The sequence below is a fragment of the Myxococcus sp. CA005 genome, from assembly GCF_006518205.1.
Classification (GTDB): domain Bacteria; phylum Myxococcota; class Myxococcia; order Myxococcales; family Myxococcaceae; genus Myxococcus; species Myxococcus xanthus.
Window position 1 is genome coordinate 135019 of the sequence record NZ_SRLV01000001.1, and the last position, 21923, is coordinate 156941.

General features: G+C 68.4%; 17 protein-coding genes. 8 read left to right on the forward strand and 9 right to left on the reverse strand.

All coding sequences use genetic code 11. The features are described 5' to 3' along the window. Position 1 precedes the first annotated feature (1 nt). The 6 genes from FMQ63_RS00500 to FMQ63_RS00525 all read left to right on the forward strand — a co-directional run bounded on the left by FMQ63_RS00500 (position 2) and on the right by FMQ63_RS00525 (position 5913). The gene (locus tag FMQ63_RS00500) at positions 2-607 is read left to right on the forward strand and encodes a hypothetical protein (RefSeq protein ID WP_011556350.1); all 606 of its coding nucleotides are present in this window, start codon (positions 2-4) and stop codon (positions 605-607) included. Next, positions 607-1299 (forward strand): 7-cyano-7-deazaguanine synthase QueC, encoded by a 693-nt coding sequence (gene queC, locus FMQ63_RS00505; protein ID WP_011556349.1) that lies wholly within the window; start codon positions 607-609, stop codon positions 1297-1299. Before FMQ63_RS00500 ends, queC begins: the two co-directional genes overlap by 1 nt. After that, entirely contained in the window at positions 1296-1952 is a 657-nt protein-coding gene (ddpX, locus tag FMQ63_RS00510) for a D-alanyl-D-alanine dipeptidase (RefSeq protein ID WP_011556348.1), read from the forward strand. Before queC ends, ddpX begins: the two co-directional genes overlap by 4 nt. Before the next feature lie 98 nt (positions 1953-2050). Then, entirely contained in the window at positions 2051-3382 is a 1332-nt protein-coding gene (locus FMQ63_RS00515; RefSeq protein WP_225909551.1) for a von Willebrand factor type A domain-containing protein, read from the forward strand. Between the two features lie 9 nt (positions 3383-3391). Continuing rightward, positions 3392-5215, forward strand: coding sequence for a HAMP domain-containing sensor histidine kinase (locus FMQ63_RS00520; protein ID WP_011556346.1), 1824 nt, complete (start codon positions 3392-3394; stop codon positions 5213-5215). Then, complete coding sequence (locus tag FMQ63_RS00525; RefSeq protein WP_011556345.1) at positions 5212-5913, forward strand: response regulator transcription factor; 702 nt, start codon at positions 5212-5214, stop codon at positions 5911-5913. Before FMQ63_RS00520 ends, FMQ63_RS00525 begins: the two co-directional genes overlap by 4 nt. 2 nt (positions 5914-5915) lie before the next feature. Here FMQ63_RS00525 and FMQ63_RS00530 read toward each other — a convergent pair whose 3' ends face one another. Then, complete coding sequence (locus tag FMQ63_RS00530; protein ID WP_020480679.1) at positions 5916-6839, reverse strand: HEAT repeat domain-containing protein; 924 nt, start codon at positions 6837-6839, stop codon at positions 5916-5918. After that, positions 6836-8698, reverse strand: a complete 1863-nt coding sequence (locus FMQ63_RS00535) for a protein-arginine deiminase family protein (RefSeq protein WP_020478013.1) — start codon at positions 8696-8698, stop codon at positions 6836-6838. The genes FMQ63_RS00530 and FMQ63_RS00535 overlap by 4 nt, the downstream gene beginning before the upstream one ends. Before the next feature lie 177 nt (positions 8699-8875). Between FMQ63_RS00535 and FMQ63_RS00540 the strand changes: the two genes are divergently transcribed. Both FMQ63_RS00540 and FMQ63_RS00545 read left to right on the forward strand, forming a co-directional pair. Beyond that, positions 8876-10462, forward strand: coding sequence for a DUF1800 domain-containing protein (locus FMQ63_RS00540; protein ID WP_225909550.1), 1587 nt, complete (start codon positions 8876-8878; stop codon positions 10460-10462). A 102-nt stretch (positions 10463-10564) separates the two neighbouring features. Then, entirely contained in the window at positions 10565-12139 is a 1575-nt protein-coding gene (locus tag FMQ63_RS00545; protein WP_011556341.1) for a serine hydrolase, read from the forward strand. A gap of 6 nt (positions 12140-12145) precedes the next feature. On the opposite strand, the gene FMQ63_RS00550 is transcribed toward FMQ63_RS00545, so the two are convergent. The 7 genes from FMQ63_RS00550 to FMQ63_RS00580 form a co-directional block, all read right to left on the reverse strand. Continuing rightward, positions 12146-16108, reverse strand: a complete 3963-nt coding sequence (locus tag FMQ63_RS00550) for an IPT/TIG domain-containing protein (protein WP_074960090.1) — start codon at positions 16106-16108, stop codon at positions 12146-12148. A gap of 98 nt (positions 16109-16206) precedes the next feature. Continuing rightward, complete coding sequence (locus FMQ63_RS00555) at positions 16207-17352, reverse strand: peptidoglycan-binding protein (protein WP_011556339.1); 1146 nt, start codon at positions 17350-17352, stop codon at positions 16207-16209. Then, on the reverse strand, positions 17349-17747 hold the full coding sequence (locus FMQ63_RS00560) for a hypothetical protein (protein WP_011556338.1): 399 nt from the start codon (positions 17745-17747) through the stop codon (positions 17349-17351). The genes FMQ63_RS00555 and FMQ63_RS00560 overlap by 4 nt, the downstream gene beginning before the upstream one ends. 115 nt (positions 17748-17862) lie before the next feature. After that, positions 17863-19194, reverse strand: a complete 1332-nt coding sequence (locus FMQ63_RS00565; RefSeq protein ID WP_011556337.1) for a hypothetical protein — start codon at positions 19192-19194, stop codon at positions 17863-17865. A 5-nt stretch (positions 19195-19199) separates the two neighbouring features. Continuing rightward, on the reverse strand, positions 19200-19943 hold the full coding sequence (locus tag FMQ63_RS00570) for an outer membrane lipoprotein-sorting protein (RefSeq protein ID WP_020478016.1): 744 nt from the start codon (positions 19941-19943) through the stop codon (positions 19200-19202). A 19-nt stretch (positions 19944-19962) separates the two neighbouring features. Continuing rightward, the gene (locus tag FMQ63_RS00575; RefSeq protein ID WP_011556335.1) at positions 19963-21189 is read right to left on the reverse strand and encodes an ABC transporter permease; all 1227 of its coding nucleotides are present in this window, start codon (positions 21187-21189) and stop codon (positions 19963-19965) included. Beyond that, positions 21186-21914 carry an ABC transporter ATP-binding protein gene (locus tag FMQ63_RS00580; RefSeq protein WP_020478017.1) on the reverse strand — a complete coding sequence of 243 codons (729 nt, stop codon included), beginning with the start codon at positions 21912-21914 and terminating at the stop codon, positions 21186-21188. The genes FMQ63_RS00575 and FMQ63_RS00580 overlap by 4 nt, the downstream gene beginning before the upstream one ends. Positions 21915-21923: the final 9 nt, after the last annotated feature.

Genomic DNA, 21923 nt, shown 5'->3' on the forward strand with positions numbered 1-21923 from the left:
CATGCACGTGAAGCGCCTTGCCCTCGCCGCCCTGCCCGTCACGGCCGTCGCCGTGGCGATGGCCTGCTATTCCGAACCGGTGTACCCGGGTGACCAGGTGCTCGGTTCGTTCCGCTTCGAGGCCCGGCTGGATGCCGCGCGCACCACGTGCGACGCCTCGGTGCCGGACTTCGCGCAACTCAACGACGCCGGTGTGTTCCTCTTCGAGGGCACCTTCTCGCGCGACACGGACGCGGGCACGGGCTTCTTCACCGTGCAGGGCTACTCGCGTGACGCGGGCTATGAAGGGCAGGTGGCCACGTCCACGCTGAAGGCCGTCGCGCCCCGTGCGTCTTGTGGCACGGGCTGTGAGGACTCCTCCATCGAGGAGACGCTGCGGGTGACGCTCTTCAGCGACAGCCAGGCGCGCACCCTCAGCCGCGACTGCCGCCAGTTCGACGGCGGCATCCCCGACGGCTCGGTGCCGGGCCCCACGGAGAACGGTTACGACGTGTCGCTGGCGTGCGGCTCCCTCACGGACATCTTCTTGCCGGGGACCCGCAACTGCAATTGCCAGCCGACCACCTGCACCACGGTGTACACCGTGCAGGGAGAGCGGAGGGATTGATGGTGAAGCGCGCGGTGGTGTTGATTTCGGGCGGTCTGGATTCGACGACGTGTCTGGCCATGGCCAAGGCGAAGGGGTTCGAGCCCGTCTGTCTGGCGGTGGCCTACGGACAGCGGCACGCCGTGGAGCTGGAGCAGGCGAGGAAGGTCGCCGCCGCCATGGGCGTGACGGACTTCCGGGTGGTGTCCATCGACCTGCGGCAGGTGGGCGGCTCCGCGCTGACGGCGGACATCGAGGTGCCCAAGGACCGGCCTTCGGATGAGATGAGCCACGGCATCCCCGTGACGTACGTGCCGGCGCGCAACGCGCTGTTCCTCTCGCTGGCGCTGGGGCTGGCGGAGGTGGTGGGCAGCACGGACATCTACATCGGCGTCAACGCGGTGGACTACAGCGGCTATCCGGACTGCCGTCCGGAGTTCATCCGCTCCTTTGAATCAATGGCCAACCTGGCCACCAAGGCGGGCGTGGAGGGTGCGCACTTCACCGTGCACGCGCCGCTGTCCGGCCTGACGAAGGCGGACATCATCCGTGAAGGCGTGAAGCTGGGCGTGGACTACGGCTTGACGCACTCCTGCTACGACCCGGACGCCCAGGGCCGCGCCTGCGGGCGCTGTGACAGCTGCGTGCTGCGCAAGAAGGGCTTCGAGGAAGCCGGCGTGCCGGACCCCACGCGCTACACGGAGTCCGCGTGACACCGCGCCTCGGCTGGGGCGTGGTGGTGGCGCTGGGCCTGTCATCCGGGCCCGCGCTGGCCAACGACGCGGGAACGCCGAAGGCCACTGCGACGCCGAAGGCCGCGGCCACCCTGGTAGACGCCACCACGGTGGTGCCGGACCTGGTCGTGGACCTGCGCTACGCGACGGCGGACAACTTCTTGAAGCGGAAGGTGTACCCGGACACGGCGCGCTGCCTGCTGCTGCCCGAGTCGGCCGAGCGCCTGAAGAAGGCCGCGGACGTGCTGCGCGCCCGGGGCTACCGGCTGAAGGTGTACGACTGCTACCGGCCGCGCGCGGTGCAGTACCAGATGTGGGAAATCATGCCGGTGCCCGGCTATGTCGCCAACCCGCGCACCGGCTCCAACCACAACCGGGGTGGGGCGGTGGACCTCACGCTGACGACGCTGGAGGGCCAGGCGGTGGAGATGCCCACCCCCTTCGACACCTTCACACGCGCCGCGCACCATGGGTACGAGGGCGGCACCGAGGCGTCGCGCAAGCACCGCGAAATCCTGCGCGAGGCCATGGAAGGCGTGGGCTTCAAGCGCAACCGCATGGAGTGGTGGCACTACGACCTGCCGGACGCGAAGAAGCGCCCCGTGCTGGACGTGCCCTTCTCCCCGCCATGACATGATGAAACCATGATGAACGGAGGGCCCGCCTGCGGCACGCTGCAGGCACCTCCCCAGGGTGGTCACGGCGTGCGTGGCCCGGGATGGCACCCACGATGAAGCCCACCCCCTGCAATGTCTTCTGTGTCGTCCTCCTGCTGCTGTCCGCGCCTGCGCTGGCGGCCGGAGGCCTCTCCGGCACCGTCGTGCGTGCCAGCGACAAGAGCCCCATCCCGGAGGTGCGCGTCACCGCGACCTCACCCGCGCTGACAGAGCCTCGCTCCACGGTGACGGACGCGCAGGGCGGCTTCCGCTTTCCCCAACTGGCGGATGGCGTCTACTCACTCCGCTTCGAGAAGGAGTCCTTCCAGGCGCTCAGCCGGACGGACATCACGGTGAAGGCCGGGCATGAGCCCCGCGTGGACGTGGCGCTCTCCGCGGCGTCGCAGACGCGCCCCTCCGTGCTGCCCCCCGCGCCGGTGGACGATGACCGGGAGCGGGCACCCGCCTGGACGTTGCAGCACCTGCCCGTGCTCGTGCCGGATGGGGCGTGGCAGACCGTCTATCGCGCGTCGCTGGGGAAGCCGGGCTCCGGCGTCGAGACGCGGGGCTTTGGGGTGAACCCCACCATCGACACGGAGGAGTCGCGCACCTCGGAGTTCCCCGTGGCAGTGGACACCAGCGCCTACGGGGTGGCGCGCGACTACCTGTCTCGCGACGTCTTCCCCGCGGAAGGCGCGGTGCGGACGGAGGCCTTCATCAACAGCTTCGACTCCGGGGACGAAGGCGAGCCGTACGGCCCCTTCTTGCTCTACGTCGAGGGTTTCCCTTCGCCCAGCCGCAAGGGCTATCACGTGGTGCGAATCACCGTGAAGGCCCGCGAGCCGGTGCGCGAGGTCGGCGTCCAGGTGGAGTTCAACCGGAAGGCCGTCGCCCGCTACCGGCTGCTGGGCTACGAGTACCTGTCTCCGAACCCGGAGCCGCTCGACCCAGGCGACGAGACGGAGCTGTTTCCACTGGCCGCCGGCCAATCCGTCACCGCCATCCACGAGGTGAAGGTGCTCGGGCCCTCCATCGCCTTCGGAATGCTCCGGGTGCGCTACGAGCAGGGCAACTCGAGCAACTGGCGCCGCGTGCAGATGATGATGCCCTCCAGCACGTTGCGCTCCGACTATGCCCGCGCCGCCCCATTCACGCGCCTGGCCTACGTGGCCTCCGCGTTCGCGGAGAAGCTGCGAGGCTCCTTCTGGACGCGTGCCTTGGACTGGCCCCGGCTGCTGACGCTGTGGGAAGGCATCGGCGAGCCGCTGCGAACCCGCAAGGACGTGGCGCAGCTGGGGGCGCTCATCCGCAAGGCCCAGTCGCTGGACACGCGCAAGGAGCGCTTCGAGCGCCTGATGCCCGGCGGAAGCTCGGACTTCGACGACGTGCCCTCCCTGGGAAACTGAGCCGCTCCGATGCTCCGCCGGTTGCTGCCCACCCTCATCGCGCTCCTGCTGGGCTTCGCCGGGCTGGCCTGGGGCCTGGGCTCGCTCCAGCGCATCTTCGCCACCGAACGGGATGACGCGCAGGCCTCGCTCGATTCCCGCCGGGAGGCACTGGAGCAGTACGCGCGTGCCTCCCTGGCGCAATCCCTGAGAGACCGCCTGGAAGCGGCGCGCCCCGCGCTGGAGGCCGCCGCGCTGGATCCGCTGGCCCCCGCGACGGGCCTCTACCTGAGAGAGCGGGGCACGCAGTTGCTGCCCCGGCTGGCCCTCCACGACACCGGCGAAGACACGCCCGCGAAAGGGCGCTACGCGGGCCTGCGCGCCGGCACGGAGCGGGCGGACGAGGCGGAGGACCCGTGGGCGGAGCGGCTCGCGCTGATTCGCGAGGTGGACCGGGCGCTGTCACGCGGCGACCGCCGTGCATCCACCGTGGCACTGATGGCGCTGCTCCAACACCGCGCGCAGTACGTGCTGGCCTCCACGCGCGACGTGCCGGGCTTCCTGGTGGTGTTGGAGTCGCTGGCGGAGCGGGGTGACCCCGTTCCCCAGTTGATGCACGCGCTGGTGCGTGACGGCCTGGCGGACGGGCGCAGCGGCCGCCTGGATGGATTGCAGCGGCTGCTCCTGCTGCGCCGCGCACGTTTCACGAAGGAGGACTTCGACTTCCTGCGCGAGCGCATCGTGGCGCTCTCCACGAAGGCAGGCGTGCCGGTGGCCGACTTCGAGGCCCGCGCCGCCGAGCTCGCGTCCGAACCGCTGCCATTGCCCAGGACGCTTCCGGGGCCCGCGCTGGTGCGAGCGGGGTGGTACCTGGAGCCGCGCGGCGGCAATCACGTGAGGGGCGTGGCGGTGGACTCGGGCGCGCTGCTCCAGTCGCTGACACGGGAGATGCGCGAGCGCGGGTTGCTGGAGGCGGACGGACAGGTGCGGCTGCTCGCGGACGCGGAGATGTTGCCGCTGGCCGACCTGCCGCTGTCGGTGGATACGCCGGAGTGGGCGCGGGCCCAAGGGGCGCTGGAGCGGCGCTACCGGCTGAAGACGGGCATGGTGGCCGCGTGCGCGGTGCTGGCGCTGGGCATCGCCGCGCTGGCCTTCGTGGCCCAGCACCGCAAGTTGCGCTTCCTGGAACTGAAGAGCGACTTCGTGGCGACCGTGTCACACGAGCTGCGCACGCCACTGGCCTCCATCCGGCTGTTGGCGGAGACGCTGGAGTGGCGGCTGGCGGAGGGCACGGACGCGCGCGACTACCCGGCGCGCATCGTCCGGGAAGCGGACGGTCTGGGCTTCCTGGTGGAGAACCTGCTGTCCTTCAACCGCATCGACAAGGGGCGCTGGGTGCCAAAGCTGGCGCCGGTGCGCCTGGACGAGCTGGTGGCGCAGCTGCGCAAGGACCTGGAGTTCTGGTCCAAGGTCCCCGTGGAGCTGGAGGCGGACGTGGGGGAGTTCTCCTTGCGCGCGGACGGACAGCTCCTGCGCCTGCTGCTCTCAAACCTGGCGCGCAACGCCTGTGCCTACAACACCCGCAGCCCGGTGCGCCTGCGCATCGAGGCGCTGTCAGATGGCCGCGTGCGCTTCTCCGACAACGGCGTGGGCATCCCCCAGACGCAGTGGGAGCGCGCCTTCGAGGAGTTCGTGCGCCTGCCTGGCCAGGGACATGATGCACCCGGCAGTGGCCTGGGACTGGCCCTGTGCCGCCGCATCATGCGCGTGCACGGCGGCACCCTGCGCGTGGCGGCCTCCAGCCCGGAAGGCACCACCTTCGAGCTTCGCTTTCCTCATACGGTGACGACATGACCTCATCCGTTCCGGCGCTCCTCCTGGTGGAGGACGACACCAACCTGCGGCTCGCGCTGCGCGACAACCTGGAGAACCAGGGCGGCTACGCGGTGGAGGAAGCCACCTGTGTGCGGGAGGCGCGCGAGCACCTGGGCCGGCGCGACTTCCAGCTCATCCTGCTGGACGTCATGTTGCCGGACGGTGACGGCTACACGCTGTGCCGCGCGCTGCGCGAAGAAGGCGTGGCGACGCCCGTCCTGATGCTCACCGCGCGCACCCTGGAGGATGACGTGGTGCGGGGCTTCGAGTCAGGCGCGCAGGACTACCTGGGCAAGCCCTACCGGCTGCGCGAGCTGCTGGCGCGCGTGGGCGCGTTGGTGCGCCGCTCCGGCGCGGCGCCGGTGAAGGGGCTGCGCTTCGCGGGCTACCGGATGGACCTGGACCGCCGGAAGGTGGAGTCGCCGGCGGGCGCCCCGGTGGAGCTGACGCGGACGGAGTTCGACCTGCTCGCCTTCCTGGTGCGCGAGCGCGAGCGCGTGCTGCGCCGCGACGAAATCCTGGACGCAGTGTGGGGCCGGGACGTCGTCGTGGACCCGCACACCGTGGACAACTTCGTCTCCAGCCTGAAGAAGAAGCTGGGCTGGAACAGCACGTCCCGCTTCGCCATCCAGACGGTGCGCGGCGTGGGGTACCGGATGGAAATCGAAGCGGCCTGACGTCAGCGCAGCGGGTTGTGGCGCAGCCGTTCAGCCAGGGCGTCCAGCGCCGCCTGTTGGGCGGGCGGGGCGCTCAGCCGGGCCGCGTCGATGAGCGTGGGCGTCTGGGGCGCATCCACGCGCAGCAGGGCGTTGGAGACGGCGCGCCGCACGTCACCGTCCGTGTCCACGTACGCCCGCACCAGCGCCTCGGCCGCCACGAGACGGATGGCGCCTTCCTCCGAGCGCGCCTTCACGCCGGACGTCTTCCATGCCCACGCGGACCCGGCATCCCCCAGGGCCTTGGCCAACCGTCGCATGACTTCGCGTTCCGGCCGGGCGTCCAGTGCATCCGCCAACGCCCGTGTCGCCACGAGCCGCCGGCACAGGCCCAGGGCCTCCATCGCGGCCTCGCCCCGGGCGTCCTTCTGCTTCGACGCGGCGATGAGCGTGTTCGCCGCGTCCAATGTCTCCAGCCGCGCCAGCGCTCCCGCGACCGCGCGAAGGACCTGAGGTTGGGTGTCCGGACTTTCGAGAAGGCTTTTCCACAAGGGGGCCAGGCGGAGGTCGCGCAGCGCCCCCGTGGCCTCCACCAAGCCCACCTTGAAGGCCAGCCGCGCGGACTCACGCGAGGGGAGCCGCGGTGTCTCCTGGGGTGGGAAGGCGAGCCGCTCCACCATGGGCCACAGCGCCTCCGGCCCCAGCGCACGAAGCCCCGGTGACACCGCGGCCAGGGTGCCCCGCTTCTTCGCGTCCAGCGCGTCCACCTGGGCGGCGGCCGTGTCGAACCGGATGAACGTCGCTGGATTCTCCTGGCGGGCCCGGGAGATGTTCGTCTTCAAGCCGGCCCTCCAGTCATCACCCGGGCGGGGCGTCTGCGTCCCACCCGCGCTCAGGGAGACCAGCATCAAGGCGGCGCTGATGCCGCGAAGCAGTGCGCGTCTCATCGTCCACCCTCCCACCACTTCACGTCGGGCACCTGCCGAGCGCTCTGGGTGGCGCAGTGGACCTGGCCCTGGGCGATGTGGAACGGCGCCCACGCATCCACCCAGTGCACGTGGATGCCATGGGCCCCGAGCGCCTCCTCGAACCGCGTCTTGAACGGGTCCTCCCCATCGAGGAGCGGTCCATGCGGGTCTGGCGCGATGACCTGCGTGGGCGTCAACGACAGCAGGTTCAGCGTGGCGGGCTGGTACGCCGTCACGCCGTCTGACGCGTTCTGGAAGAGGAAGGGCACGCGGATGATGTCAGCGTCCGTGAGGCCCGTCTCCTCGCGGAGGATGGAGAGTTGCGTGTCGATTTCCAGTGCCGCCACGGCGCTGGCGTCCATCAGTCCGGGGTTGTCGAGCACCTCGGCGATGCTCGCCTCCGCGGGTATGGAGTACGCCCAGGACAGGCCGGCGAAGAGCTTCGCGTCTCCGTGCCCCCGGGCCTGCGCGTCCTGGAGTATCCGCCGCGCGAGCGCCGGGTCGGCCACCAGGGCAATCCAGCCCCGAGGCGTGGGGGCGGGCAGGAAGGTGAACGTCTCATCCACGTGGTCCACGAACAGCCACGAGGTGTCCACGTAGATGGGAGGCTGCACGGCCTGCGCCTCCAGCATCTGCGTGAAGCTGGGGTCGGGCTGATAGTCCGGCCGCGAGTCCGGCCCCCGGCCCCGGAACAGCCGGCCCAGGGGATACGTGACACCGTCCTTCTCGTAAGGCGGGATGACCTCCGTATTGCCGAAGGAGTTCAGCGTCTGGGAGGCCATGGACATGCCCTGCTGGTACTGCTGGATGGCGGCAGTGTCGGGGCCGCGAAGCCAGAACGCGATGCGGCCGGCCGCGCGCAGGGGCGCGTTCGCGTCGGTGTTGTAGACGTGCGGCGCGCGGTAGTTGACCTTCATGACGTGCTGGCGGCCCTCCGGCGCAGGCATCGACATGTACGCGGGCTCGAAGTAGTCCTGCGCCCACAAATCATCCACCGCGAACTCGGAGTAGACCATCCGCTCTCCTGAGTCCGCGAGCACGCCGCCCAGCGCCTGCCGGAACTGGTTGGCTTCGATGCTGGCGGCGGGCTTGGAGACGAAGACGTTCCAGGCGGGCGTCATGTGGTGGAAGAGCACCACGGGCGCCACGCGCATGCGGACGGTGTCGGTGAACACCGGGTCGTGCGGATTGTTTCGGCCGATGGTGAGCACCACGTCCGCGAAGCCATCCCATTCCTCGGGGTCGCGAACGATGTCGCGCCCCTCGATGGCGAGCACCACGCCGCGCCGTATCTCAGCGGTCGACAGGAACACCGTGTCGGGAAATCCGCCCGAGATGAAGTTGCCCCGCACGCGCTTGAACAGGCGCACCTTCTTGCCAGCGGCCCCGGACACGATGACGGAGCCCACCGTGCCCGCGGGCGCCTCGGGCCAGGGCACCGTGCGCAGCCGGGCCAGGTCCTCTAGGTCCGACTCGCCATTCACCACCGCGTCCATGGCGTCATGGCACTGCGCCAGCGCGTCGTCGCTGATGCGATGGGGGTCCATGGAGAAGGGGCAGGCGTGCTCGTCGTCGTCCAGGTTGGCCAGGAAGATGGCGCCGCGCTCCGCCGTCCAGGTGTCCTCGTCCTCGTCCTCCGCGGGGTTGTCGAGCTCGACGATGCCATTGCGATTCACATCCGCGCGCAGGTCGACCACCGGATGGAAGGGCCCCTCGAGTGGATCCTCGCTTCCGGGGCGTCCCCCTTCGTCATCGGCCACGGGCCCGCAGGCGCTGGCCAACAGGCATGCCAGCAACAGCGGCAGGAGACGTGCTCGGGCATGCGGGGACGGCGGCATGGCGTTCTCCGGGGGCGCCGACGGGCAGCCCCAATCCCGGTGGAACGACATCGTGCGCCCTACGGCAAGTCGCGATGCAGTGGCCCGGGAGTCCTTTGCGCCAGGAAAGCGTCATTTGACTTCGAGCCCACAACTCACCGCGTAACTTCAGGTACCGTGTGGGGTTCCTCCATCGTCATGCGACTTCTGTCAGTCGGATTCCTGGTGGCCTTCGTGCTCTCATGTGCGAGCCGGCCGCACCCCACGGCCGTGGTGGCGTCCGAGCCTGTGTCGGCCGGACCCGCCTTCGACGAGGCACGTGCGGTCCACGTCCTGCGGCGCATGGCCTTCGGACCTTCGCGACAGGCGCTGGCGGACCTGCGGCGCCAGGGCGTGGAGGAATGGATGGCGTCGCAGCTCTCCCGTCCCGGTGCGCCGCTGCCAGCCGGTCTGGAGGCGAAGCTCCAATCGCTGCCCACGTTGACGATGTCCATGGCGGAGCTGGTGCGGGAGTACCCGCCGAAGCGCCAGCGGGAGGAAGCCTTGAAGGACGGGCGTGAGCCACAGCGCCCCGCGCTCATCGGCCTGGAGCAATCCGCGGCGAAGCTGCTGCGGGCGGTGGAGAGTCCCAACCAGCTCGAAGAGGTGCTGGTGGACTTCTGGTTCAACCACTTCAACGTGTCCTCGGACAAAGGCGCGGTGCGGTGGATGGTGACGGCCTACGAGCGCGATGCCATCCGCCCGCATGTCTTCGGCAACTTCCGGGAGCTGCTGGGCGCCACGGCCCGCCATCCGGCGATGCTCTTCTACCTGGACAACTGGCGCAGCGTCCGTGACGGGATGCCGGAGCGCGTGTCACGCGAGCCCGAAGCGCCGAAGCCCGGCCTCAACGAGAACTACGCGCGCGAACTGCTGGAGTTGCACACGTTGGGCGTGGAGGGGGGCTACACGCAGCAGGACGTGCGCGAGGTGGCCCGCTGTTTCACGGGCTGGAGCATCCGCAAGCCGCGCCAGGAGCCTGCGTTCTACTTCCGTCGCCGGGCGCATGACCCGGACGACAAGTGGGTGCTGGGGCAGCGCATCCCCGGTCAGCGGAGCGTGGCGGATGGGGAGCAGGTGTTGGACCTGCTGGCGCGACACCCCTCCACCGCGCGCCATGTCGCGAGCAAGCTGGCGCGGCGCTTCGTCTCGGACACGCCGCCGCCGGCGCTGGTGGAGCGGGTGGCGAAGGTGTTCCTCGACTCGGGCGGGGACCTGCCCACCGTGTACCGCGCGCTCTTCCTGTCGCCGGAGTTCTGGGCCCCGGAGGCGCGTGCCGCGAAGGTGAAGACGCCCTTCGAGTTCGTGGTGTCCTCGCTGCGGGCCACCGAAGCGGAGGTGACGGTGCGCCCCCGGCTGGTGAAGTCCCTGGCGAAGATGGGCGAGCCGCTCTTCCGGGCCCCAGCGCCCACGGGCTTTCCGGAAGGGGCAGCTCCGTGGGTGAACAGCGGCTCCCTGGTGGCCCGGCTCAACTTCAGCCTGGAGCTGGTGTCCGGGCGGATGCCGGGGACGAAGGTGGCGTTGAAGGCGTTGGCCACGCCAACCGAGCCCACCGAGCGCGCCTGGGTGGACTCGCTGGGCCAGGCGCTGCTGGGCGCGCCTCCGTCGGAGGAGACGCGAGCGACCATCCTCGACGCGCTGTCGAAGCGCGCCGAGGCCGCCAGCGCCGTGGGAGAGACACGCCCCGTGGACGTCTCGCTCATCGCCGGGTTGTTGCTGGGCTCGCCGGAGTTCCAGAAGCAGTAGCCTCGCGCACACGCAGCGTGCCGTGGCCGCCTGGTCCGGAACGACCCAGAAATCGTCCGCGCGGGCACAATCAACTGCGAACTCCTTCGTAGCGCTCACGCCATGTCCCCATTGCGTCCTGCCCGTATCGTCGCGACGGCGTTGTCCAGCTTCGCCGCCCTCGTGCTGCTCACCGCCGCCGCCCCGCGACGTCCCACTACGGAGTGGCTCGCGCGGCCCTCTGAGGCCGCACGCATCGCGCGGGTGGAGGCGGGGCTCGCTCCCATCGTGCTTCCAGGCGAGGCCCCCCGGCACCTGACGCTCCAGCAATGGATGGAGCTGTACTCGGTGCCTGGGCTGAGCATCGCCGTCTTCGACAAGGGCGCGCTCGTCTGGGCGAAGACCTATGGCGTGAAGCAGTCCGGCGGCAGCGAGCCCGTCGCCATCGACACGCTCTTCCAGGCGGCCTCCATCAGCAAGCCCGTCACGGCGCTCGCGGCCATGCGCCACGCGGAGAAGCGCAAGTGGTCGCTCGACGCGGACATCAACGACACGCTCATCTCCTGGAAGGTGCCGGAGAACGACTTCACGAAGGAGCAGAAGGTCACCCTCCGCCGGTTGCTCGCGCACAACGCGGGCACGACGGTGCACGGCTTCGCGGGTTACGCGGAGGGAGCGGCCGTGCCGACGACGCAGCAGATTCTGGACGGCGCCGCTCCGGCGAACAGCGGCGCCGTGAGGGTCGACACCGTGCCGGGGACGCGGACGCGCTACAGCGGTGGTGGCACGGTCGTCGTCCAGCAGATGCTCGTCGACCAGCTCCAGCAGCCCTTCCCGCGCATCATGAAGGATGCGGTCTTCGCCCCGTTGGGCCTCAAGGACAGCACCTTCGAGCAGCCGCTCCCCAAGGCGCTGGAAGCCCGCGCCGCCGTGGGGACTCGTTCAGGTGGCACGAGCGTGGAGGGACGGTGGCACACCTACCCGGAGATGGCCCCCGCGGGGCTGTGGACCACGCCTTCCGACCTGGCGCGCATCGCCCTGGAGGTCTCCAAGGCCCGGAACGGCAAGTCCCGGCGGATTGTCTCCCCGGCGATGGCGAGGCAGATGCTCACCGCTCAGTCCTCGAACTTCGGCATTGGCTTCGCGCGCGAGGAGGGCAAGGCCTGGTTCGGGCACGGCGGCGCCAACGCGGGCTACCGCGCCTTCCTCATGGCCCTGGCGGATTCAGGGAGCGGAATCGCCGTGATGACGAACTCGGACGACGGCTCGCGCCTCTTTGACAGGCTGCTCGCCAGCGCGGTGGCGGAGTATGGCTGGAAGGGCATGGAGGAGGCCCGGCCGGACAGCCCCTCCACGACGGTGGACCTGCTGGTCAGGCTCCAGGGCGTGGACTCCGCCCTGGCCTGGTTCAAGGACCGCAAGCAGGGGCAGGCGACTGACGCCCAGTTGTCCCCGGGAATCCTCAACGAGATTGGCTATGGGTTCTTGCGCCAGAAGAAGCTCGCGGACGCCGTGAAGGTGTTCGAGGCCAACGCGGCGTTCTATCCCGAGGATGCCAACGCCCACGACAGCCTCGGGGAGGCCTACGCCGAGGCGGGCCGCAAGGATGACGCCGTCATGCGCTACAAGAAATCGCTGGAACTCGACCCCAAGAACGCCAACGCGGTGAAGATGCTGGAGAAGCTGGGCGGCCGGTGAGTTGTCTCAATACCAGGTGTAGTTGGGGACCTCCATCAGGCCGGGCCTGACGCGTGGAAGCCCGAAGTTGGGTTGGGTGGTGTGCCCGAGTGGAAGGACGACGTAGTGATTGATGATGGCGGCTTGCCTCACGAGATTCGTGCCCAATACCCCCGCCAGGTTGGTGCAGGCCTCGGCCTCGATGTTGTTCACGGTGAGCGGGGTGGCTGTGTCGTAGTGGCCGAGGAGCCGCTGGAGCGTGTTCTGGGCAAGCGCGGGGTTGTCGATGAACGCGGAGATCTCCCCGTCGTATTGCATGCTGCGATACGACCAGTTGGCGGAGCCCACGATGAGCCAACGGTTGTCGATGATCGCCACCTTCGAGTGCGTGTAGATACGCGCCCTGGCGGTGACGTTCATGCACGTGTAGATATGGAGCGCGCAATCCACGCGCGAGATGTCTTCGAGCTTGACCACGGTGTCGATGCCCCCACCTCCATTTCTCCGGAACGTGAGGGTGTCGGCCTCCAACCAGCTCGAGGCCGTCGGGTTGTTCGCCTGGTACGTGTCCACCACGGTCCACGTGACACAGTCGACCCGGTCGATGTGCTGCTCGACGCCGTTCACCATGTAGTAGACGCGGCTGCAGTAGTGGGTCCCATTCGGTCTGCGGAGTCGCAGGACAATCTGGAGCCACGAGCGACGCGTCATATAGCCGGGGGCACCGCCACCCGTGGGCATCATGACGATGACGCGCAACTCCTGGCCGGCCTGTCGGCGGACTTCGTGGCGCGTGTAGATGGCTCGAACAATCTCTGGATCCGCGAAGTGGTAGTTCTCCAGGTAGATGTACTGATCCGCCGCCGCGATGCGCGCCAGGAGCAGGTCGCGCAGCTTGCGATAGCGCGTCTTTCCCTCTGAGCGCGTCAAGGCGATGCTCACGTTGATGTTGGCGGCCTGGGGGGCCTGAAGCGTCCGGTTCTCCTGAATCTGAATGGCTTCCCGTCGAACCGTCTGACTCGCGTTGAATGCGAATCCTCGCGCCAGGATGTCTCCGCCTCCTCCAAAGCTGTTCCAGATCCACCGCTCCTCGATTTGGGAGGTTCGCCGCCACCGGCGCATCCACTCGGCTTCAACGTCATCCGTCGCGGGGCCGCGAAGACGGATGGCGGCGTCGTGCCAGGTCTGATTGTTCGAATGATCGTTGGGCGCGAAGTAGGAGGGAGAAAGGTTGATGCCTCCGAGGAGCACCGTTCGCTGCCCCGCGACGGAGAAGATGGCAATCTTCTGGTGGTTCGAGGCCCCGATTTCCCCTTCGTAGGTCTCCAGGAAGACGCGGACGCGTCCCACCCCCGGGCCCGCGGCGGCCGCGGCGCGGTCGATTTCCGCCACGGCCTGCGCGAAAGCCTCATTCACTTCGGCGACGCCCTTGCCCTCGCTCACCCGTTCCACCTTCGCCGGGCGCCAGACGATGATGTCGAAGTCGTGCCCCGCGCGGATGACCCGGTCGATATAGGAGAGGAGGGTGTGATTGGGCACCCGGAAGTGGGCCCGGTCGCCCATGGTAACTGACGCTTCAATCATCCAGAACGCGAGGCGAACGTACGTGAGCGCATGTCGCGGCGCCTGTCGCACGGCTTCGAGGTTGAGGCGGAACTCCTCGAAGTACTCCTCTCCGTCCATGAGGAAGACGACGTCGTTGTCTCCCGTCTCAGTGGGGACATCCACGTAGGTGAACGCATTCGCCAAGGGCAGGCTGAGCGGTTCGCCCGGGTTCTGGACCTGGACGTCACACGCCCCGGCGACGTGCGCGGGTACGCGCGCCCGGAGAAGACCCGCGTTGACCACGGCGACATCCGTGCAGTCCACTCCGCCAATGCGCACCTGGATTCCGTCCAGGAACCGGGCCCCGGTGATGTCGACCGCCCTGCCACCTTCGAGCGCTCCTTGCGCGGGGGTAATGGCGGCGAGCGTGGGCAGTTGACGGTAGGTGAAGCCGTTGACGAGCGTCCCGCTGGGCACGCCGTGGACGGTCACCATCACATTGACCGTGCCATGGAGCTGGGCCGCGGTCGTCGCGGTGAGCGTCGTCGGCGACAGCACCCGGACGTGGGTCGCGTTGACGCCGTTGAGGGTGACGGTCGCGCCGTCGACGAAGCCGGTCCCCGTGAGCGTGATGGAGGTCCCTCCCGCGGCGGGGCCGGCCGGCGGAGCCACGCTCGCGATGGTGGGCGCGGCGCGAAACGCGAACCCGTGGGTGACCTGCTCCGCGCCACCCACCGCCCGCGTCACCACCACGTCAACCGGGCCCGCGATTCCCGCGGCGGTTGTCGCGTGGAGCTCCTGCGCGGATTGGAATGCGACGGCGGCCGCGGGCGTCCCTCCGAACGCAACCGTGGTGGTGTCCGCGAAGGCGTCCCCGCGTATCACCACCACGGTGTTGCCAGCGACGGGGCCTTCGGCGGGGAGAATGCTCGTCACGGTGGCGTAGGTGAACCCGTTGGCGAGCGTCATCGCCGGTGTGTTGGGGTTCGTCACCACGACATCGACGAGGCCCGCGCCATGCGCCGCCGTCCTCGCGCGAAGCTCGGTGTCGGACACGCGATTGACGTGGGTCGCGGCCGTCCCCCCGATGCTCACCGTCGCGCCCATGGCGAACCCGTGGCCACGAATCACCACATCCGTTCCTCCCGCGGGCAGTCCTCGTGCGGGCGCAATGGAGAGGACCTGGGTGTAGGTGAACGCGCCCACGAGCGTGGTGGGGGCGCCGTCCGCGTTCTGGACCTCGATGTCGACGGTGCCCGCGGCGTGGGCCGGGGTGGTTGCGGTCAGCGTCGTCGGAGAGACGATGGTGACCTGGGTCGCGGGGCGGCCGCCCATCAGGACCCGCGCGCCCTCCGCGAAGTCCGTCCCCGTCACCGTCACGGCCGTCCCTCCGGCCGTTGTCCCCCGGGGTGGTTCGACGCGGGTGATGGCAGGCGCCGCGATGTAGGTGAAGGCCCCGACGAGCGTGCTCGCGGCCTCTCCCCCATTCTGGACGACGATGTCGACGGCGCCCGCGGCGTGCGCCGGTGTCCTCGCGGTGAGGGAGTCTGGGGGATGGATGGTGGGGACCACGTTCGTGCCCCCGATCGACACCGTGGCTCCGGCGGCGATGCGCGCGCCCCGGATGGTGACGTCGGTACCCCCAACGGAGGGACCTCGGGCCGGTTGGATGCTCGTGACCTCGGCGCCAATGAAGGTGAGCCCCTGGGGCAGCGTGCCGGCGACGCCGTCACCGTTGGTGACCACCACGTTGGCGGCCCCCACGGCGTGCGCTGGCGTTTGCGCGACCAACTCCGTACTGGAGCGGAAAACGACGTGCGGTGAGGGCGTACCGCCGAAGGAGACCGTCGCCGCCGCGTCGAAGAACTTGCCACGGAGGACGATGTCCTCGCCGCCTCCTGGCCGCGCGCTGTTCGGCGTCGCGCCTGTCACCAGGGGCGTGCAGTATCTGAAAGCGGCCCGCGTCCCCGCGGCGCGGCCGTGGTTCCAGAAGTCGGCGGCGGCAACGCCACTCCCCGCGGCGTGGGCTGGCGTCCGCGCCCGGAGTTCGGTCGCGGACGCCACGACGACGTTGGTCGCGAGGACGCCGCCGAACTCCACCTCCATCTGGGCGTGGAATCCCTTGCCGGTGATGACAACGTCAGTCCCCCCGGACGAAGGCCCCTCCGCTGGCGTGATGCTGCTCACGACACAGCGATAGTGGAAGCCGACGAAAGTGGCCGGTGCCCCATGGACGTTCCGGACCTGGACGACCGCAGTGCCTGGGAGCGCCCGGGCGGGCACGATGACCGTGATTTGGGTGGCGGAGACGAACACCATGTTCGTTCCGGGAGTCCCCCCGAAGGTGACGGTCGAGCCCGCCGTGAACAGGGTTCCGGTAATCGTTACCCGTTCACCTCCATCAACTGTGACGTTGTTGGGAGTGATGCCTGTCACGGTCGGCATGCGGGATGTCTCCTCGTCTGCGGGCGATTGTTCATAGGCCGGGCCGCGGAGGCGCCCCATGGGCTGCCTCCGCGCTGCTCAGTCAACGTGGGGCGCACTCAGGCCAGGTACTCAGCGCGGAGCCGTGTCCTCGTGGCGTCGTCGAGCTCACAGGTCACCGGCAAGTCATGGTCGCGCTGGAAGTCGCGGAGCGCTCGTCGCGTCCACGGGCCCATGACGCCATCCTCTTCGCCACAGCTATAGCCCAGGTGGCACAGCCGCGCCTGGGCGCCAGCGAGGGTGTCCAGCGGCGCGAGTCTGGCGACTTGGAACGCGTAGGCTTCTCGCTTGGAGCCGGAGCCGAAGGTGACCTTCAGGGTATGGACCGACGCCGATGCGGGCTCGACGAGGAATCCTTCGCTGTTCGTCGCTCCAGCGCGCTCCTCGGTCCTGACGTCGCTCTCCAGCGAAACCACGTAGGGCAGCTTCACGCGAGGCTGGCCCTCCGCGTCGAGAAACCGGACGCGAAGCGTCTCCGTGAACCCCTTCCCACGGAGGAGGTAGGCGTTGCCAGCGTCGACGCCCTCCGTCCCACGGCGGGGCGCGGGAATCACGACGGAGTCCCCGGGATTGAGGATGTTCTTGTCCCCACGGAGTTCCTTCAGCGCCGCGTTCTCCTCCGCGTTCCAGAGTGTCTCCGGCAGATGTCCGTGCCGGTAGGCAAGGGTCGAGATGCACTCGCCGGCTTGCACGACGTGGGTGATGGCTTCCCTCGTGTCAGGCCCACTCGGGGCCTGCCATGCGGCATTCGTGTCGCAGCGGTCCCGCTCGGGGGGAAGCTTCTCGGACGACTCCAGCTCCCAGGCTTCGTGGTCGAGCTCACGCGGGTGGAGCTGGTACTTCCCCATCGCGAGGCCGCGGAAGCGCGCGAGTCCATCAGCGTCCGTCTTCGCGATGAGCACCTCGGACTCGCTCTTCTCGAGCACGAGGGTGACGTTCTCCAACGGGGCGTCGTCGGAGCCGATGACGCGGACTTCTATCGTGTGGGCTCCGCGCAGGGGACACGGAACGGTGAGGTTGCCGGGGGCCACGTTCGCCGGGCTCTGGCTCGCGACCTGCTCGGCGGCGGCGAGTCTCGCGTGCTTGTCATCCTCCGCCTCGGGCGCCGCGGGCTCAGGCGGTGGCCGGCGACCCGAGCCGGCGAAGTACAACGCCGCGGGGTCTTGAACGGGAGGGGCATCTGATTCCCAGAAAGGCTCGCTCATGCGGCACCGCCCAGCGCAGCTCGCGCCTTGCGGTTGTTCGATTCAGTCTTGAGGTCACGCAGGCACCGGCGCGACACCCGGCTCAGCCGCTCCGAGGGCAATGCAATCTCCGCGTCATGCAGGTACTCGCCAACCCAGGGGCGCGATGGTTCCTGGTCGAAGTGCCAGCCGAACGATGCGCAGAGGTTCAGGAAGCGGATGGTGTCTTGCGTGCTCGTGAGGCCGTAGCCGCGTGCCCGGGTCAGGCTCTCTTCGATGTGGATGCGCAGTTCACCATCGCCGAGGCCATCGACTTCCCTCGGGAAGTGTGACCGCAGGTGGGTGACCATCTCGCTGGTGAACTGCGTCTCTCTCGCGCTCCCCAGCGCCGTCAGTTGTTCGCCCCTGACAATCATTTCCCCAGCGTATCGGAACGAATGAGAAAATTCACGTCGAGTATGAGTTCTATTGCGGCCCGAGCTCCCGAGTGCCTTCCTGCTTTGGCGCAGCGCGATGGCGCTGTCTTCGCGCCTACAGGACGTAGCCCCTGGCTCCCACGAGAATTGACTGGCTCAGCAGGGAGTGGAACTCGGTCCGGGGGCCTCCGTGGTGAATGACGCCCAGCGCGAAGAGCGCTACGCGGCTCCAGACATTCCACTCCGCATAGGCGGAGGCCTGTCCGCTGCCATCCACCAGGTTGAGTGAATAGCGGAGCTGCCAGGTCGGCCCGGTGTCGGTGGGGTTGTTCTGCACCTGCATGAACAGGTAGTGCCGCCCCAGCAGCGGCAGTCCGTTGTTGAGCGCCGCTCCCAGCGTCTGGCCCGCGAGCGCGGCATCCGGAGAGGGGAGGGTCAGGACCGAGGATGCACGGGTGGCGATGTCGAAGTACCGCGCGCCATCCGCCCACCGGTAGCCTTCATTGTTGCTCAGGTACTCCAGGTAGACGGTGTGGCCGGAGTCCAGCGTGTAGCCACCGCCAGCGAGGGCGGAGTAGATGAGCCGGTGGTCCCGGGCATGGCGCGGCAGGAAGGCGCCTCCCACGGCGTTCGGGAGCCGCTCGGGGTAGAGCGCGGAGGTCCCCTGCCGCAGGCCACCTTCCGCGTAGAGGAGCAGCGCCTCGCCGACGGTCGTCTGTCCGAATGCACCAAAGTGCGGGCGTTCGTGGGCCCAGCGCTTGGAGGCGTTCAGTCCCACGACGGAGGCCTCGGCCGTGTAGTCCACCTTCAGCAACGACAGGGCCTTGAACCCGTCCTCCTTCTCCCATTGCCAGTCTCCGCGCCCGTCGCCGAACTGGTGCAGCAGCGACAGGGACAGGGCCTGCGTGGGGGACCAGGTGGCCTGGGCCACGTCCACACCCCGTAGCTCGCGCATGGGGTTGTTCCGGCCGTTCTCGAAGTAGATGGGATTGCTGGGCGAACGGAAGTTGGAGGGCCCCCACATGAGCACGTCCCTCCCCAGGGACACCGCGAGCGACTGCACCGGGTAGAGCGTCACCAATCCCTGGTTCACCCAGGCGTCGAGCCGCGTCTCCGGTCCCGTCTCTCCGAAGCGCCGCCACTCGAAGCGGGCCCGGGGCTTCAGGCTCACCTCGAAGGTGTCCGTGGCGAGCTTCAAATCAAGCCGGCCCTCCACCTCCGTCTGCCCTGCTGGAAGACGGGCGATGCGGTTGCCAGGATTGAGCAGGCTGTTCTCACGGAGCCCTCGCTCACTGTCCAGCGCCAGCACCTGGAGGCCGGCGGAGCCCTGCTCCAGCAGCTCCTGGAACGCCTGGGCCTTCGCGTTCGTACCCAGCCCTCCCGTCAACAGGCCCACGAACAACGGTAGGCCTGCTGGCGAGAAGACAGCGATTCGCTTGGAGCGCATGCGGCTCAGTTCCCAAGCCGGTTGACGTCGAACGTCCCGCGCGCCAGCTCCGTCACCTGCACGTCGGCGTACTCCAGCGTCGTCCTGGCGGGCGTGAGCGCGTCCTGGATGGTCATCTTGCTCACGAAGGGGAACGTCTTGCCTTCGTGGGTGAGCTGGTTGCCGTACTCGAAGGTGGCGGACTTCAGCAGCTTGCCGGAGAGGGAGAAGAACTCCGCCTTGACGCCGACCTGCCGCTCCTTGGAGACCCAGTAGGTGATGCGGTCATAGGTGCAGAACGTGTTGATGGCCTTCAACTCCAGCACGTAGCTGGCCTCGCCGTTGACGTCCTCTTCGCGCAGCAGCTTGCCCTGGTAGTCGACGGCGTAGTTCGTCGATGCGATGTCGCCTTGAGACGCCTGACCGGAGAGCTTCTGCCTCGGTGAGATGGGGATGGGCTTGCGGAGGCCGGGACGGCTCATCCACATGTTCCGGTCCACCTGGAGCAGCTTGGAGCCCTTGAAGCGCACGGGCTCTCGTGTCTCCGCGAGGCTGGCGGTGGCATTGGCCTTCAGGGTGAGCAGCCGCTCGGGCTCCTTGTCCACGCCGCTTTCGGGAGTGATGCGGACCGTCCAGCGGATGCCAGGAAGCCCGCCACCCCGCGAGCGGTCCGAGGCCTTGAGAATCTCCGCCGCGTCTGGCTCCGCCGCCCGCGCCGTGCCGGTGTGCAAGAGCAGCAGCCCCAGGATGAGCGCCAGGATGTGTTTCATGGTGATGTCTCTCTTTCCGTCAGACATGGCCCAGCGAGTCGGTGATGCACTTGCGCGCGGCGGTACGCGCCGGGAAGAAGGCCGCGGCGATGCCCAGCAGCGAGAGCATGACGAACGTCCTCGCCATCCGGGGCACGTCGAGGTCGACCATGAGGCTGACCACGTTGGAGGAGTTGGGCGGGGTGTAGGTGATGCCCGCGCTGTTGACGGCCAGCCGCACCAGCAACGTGAAGAGCAACCCTCCGGCGCATCCCAGCACCACGAGCATGAAGGCCTCGGTGGTGAAGAGCCGCAGGATGCCCGAGCGGCGAAGACCCATGGAGCGCAGCGTTCCAATCTCCCGCGTCCGCTCCACCACCGTCATGCTCATGGAGTTCACGATGCTCATGACCACCACGATGAAGACGTTGCTGAAGATGAAGGCGAAAATCATGTCGAACAGGCGCTTCACCTGTGAGTAGAAGCTCGACAGTTCCAGCCACGTCTTGAGCTCCACGTCGAAGCCCGCTTGCTTGAGCTGCGCGGTGAGCTCCGTCCGCGCCTGCTCGGTGAAGGCCTTGTCATCCAGCAGCACGATGAGCCGCTCGGCGCCGTCGAAGTCATACAGGGACTTCGCCAGGTCGAAGGGCAGGTACAGGAACTTGTCGTTGGTGCCGACGTTGCCCGTGTTGAAGTCGTCCACGATGTCCACGTCTAGCGCATTGGCCTGACCTGTCACCGTGCTCACCAGCAGCGCGGCCGAATCGCCGGGCTTCAGGTTGAGAATCCTGCCCAGGTCCTCCGCCGTCGCCACCCCGATGGGGTTGTCCGCCTTCAAGTCACCTGACAGCTTGCGCTGGAAGTCACCCTGGAGCTTCTTGACGTCCTCGGGGACCATGCCCTCGCCCACGAAGACGGTGGACGCGGTGCCGTTGGACACCATTCCGCTGAGGGACATGCGCGGCGTCACCAACCGCGTGTGAGGGTACTTCCGGAGGATGGGCATCACCCGGTCCAGCTCCTCCTTGGAGAACATGTATTGCGCAGGATGGAGGCGGCCTTCGGTGCGCAGGCCTTGCTTCATCACCGTCAGGTGCCCCAGCAGCTCCCCATGGATGGCCTGCTTGGCCAGCCCGCTGTACACATACTTGATGTATCCCGCGAAGAGGCTGATGGAGGCGAAGCCGAAGCCCACGGAGAGGAGGGTGACGAGGCTGCGCCGGTGATTCTTCAGGATGTTGCGGAAGCCAATGGAGAAGTAGTTCATCGCACAGCCTCGTCCGCCTGGAGCAAGCCGTCCTTGAGCAGGAGTTTCCGGTCGACCAGGTCCATGAGCCGCGGGTCATGGGTGGTGAAGATGAAGGTGACGCGCTTGGAGCGGTTGAGCTCACGCATGAGCTTGACCACCATGTAGCTGTTCTCCGAGTCCAGGTTGGCCGTGGGCTCATCCGCCACGACGATGGACGGCGACGTGACGAGCGCGCGGGCAATCGCCACGCGCTGGCGCTGACCGCCACTCATCTTGTCCGGGCGCGCGCTGGCTTGATTCTCCAGGCCCACGTCCTTGAGGGCCTGACTGGCGCGCTCGCGTACCTCGGCGGCGCCCACGCCTTGAATCTGCAGCGGCACCATGACGTTCTCCAGGGCGCTGAGCACGGGGATGAGGTTGAAGCTCTGGAAGACGAAGCCGACCTTGCGGCTGCGCAAGTCGGAGAGCGCGTTGTCCGTCAGCTTCGCGATGGGCGTGCCTTCCAGCGACACCTCACCCGAGGTGGGCGCGTCCACCAGCCCCAGGATGTTCATCAGGCTGGACTTGCCGCTGCCCGAGGGGCCCCAGATGGCGACGAACTCTCCCCGGTGGATGCGCAGGGAGACGCCTTTCAAGGCTTCGACCCGTGTTTCTCCCAGGACGTAGTCGCGCCGGATGTCATTCAGGGACAGGAGCACGTCCTCGTTCGCCGTGCTCGCCGCCGTCCCTTCCAAGTTGGCCATGTCTGTGTT

Bases quoted from the DNA above. Each gene is read 5' to 3' on its own strand.
- FMQ63_RS00530 (WP_020480679.1), bottom strand. From the start codon at position 6,839: ATGAGACGCGCACTGCTTCGCGGCATCAGCGCCGCCTTGATGCTGGTC.
- FMQ63_RS00500 (WP_011556350.1), top strand. From the start codon at position 2: ATGCACGTGAAGCGCCTTGCCCTCGCCGCCCTGCCCGTCACGGCCGTC.
- FMQ63_RS00545 (WP_011556341.1), top strand. From the start codon at position 10,565: ATGTCCCCATTGCGTCCTGCCCGTATCGTCGCGACGGCGTTGTCCAGC.
- FMQ63_RS00525 (WP_011556345.1), top strand. From the start codon at position 5,212: ATGACCTCATCCGTTCCGGCGCTCCTCCTGGTGGAGGACGACACCAAC.
- FMQ63_RS00560 (WP_011556338.1), bottom strand. From the start codon at position 17,747: ATGATTGTCAGGGGCGAACAACTGACGGCGCTGGGGAGCGCGAGAGAG.
- FMQ63_RS00575 (WP_011556335.1), bottom strand. From the start codon at position 21,189: ATGAACTACTTCTCCATTGGCTTCCGCAACATCCTGAAGAATCACCGG.
- queC (WP_011556349.1), top strand. From the start codon at position 607: ATGGTGAAGCGCGCGGTGGTGTTGATTTCGGGCGGTCTGGATTCGACG.
- FMQ63_RS00565 (WP_011556337.1), bottom strand. From the start codon at position 19,194: ATGCGCTCCAAGCGAATCGCTGTCTTCTCGCCAGCAGGCCTACCGTTG.
- FMQ63_RS00570 (WP_020478016.1), bottom strand. From the start codon at position 19,943: ATGAAACACATCCTGGCGCTCATCCTGGGGCTGCTGCTCTTGCACACC.
- FMQ63_RS00520 (WP_011556346.1), top strand. From the start codon at position 3,392: ATGCTCCGCCGGTTGCTGCCCACCCTCATCGCGCTCCTGCTGGGCTTC.
- FMQ63_RS00550 (WP_074960090.1), bottom strand. From the start codon at position 16,108: ATGCCGACCGTGACAGGCATCACTCCCAACAACGTCACAGTTGATGGA.
- FMQ63_RS00515 (WP_225909551.1), top strand. From the start codon at position 2,051: ATGAAGCCCACCCCCTGCAATGTCTTCTGTGTCGTCCTCCTGCTGCTG.
- FMQ63_RS00535 (WP_020478013.1), bottom strand. From the start codon at position 8,698: ATGCCGCCGTCCCCGCATGCCCGAGCACGTCTCCTGCCGCTGTTGCTG.
- FMQ63_RS00540 (WP_225909550.1), top strand. From the start codon at position 8,876: ATGCGACTTCTGTCAGTCGGATTCCTGGTGGCCTTCGTGCTCTCATGT.
- FMQ63_RS00580 (WP_020478017.1), bottom strand. From the start codon at position 21,914: ATGGCCAACTTGGAAGGGACGGCGGCGAGCACGGCGAACGAGGACGTG.
- FMQ63_RS00555 (WP_011556339.1), bottom strand. From the start codon at position 17,352: ATGAGCGAGCCTTTCTGGGAATCAGATGCCCCTCCCGTTCAAGACCCC.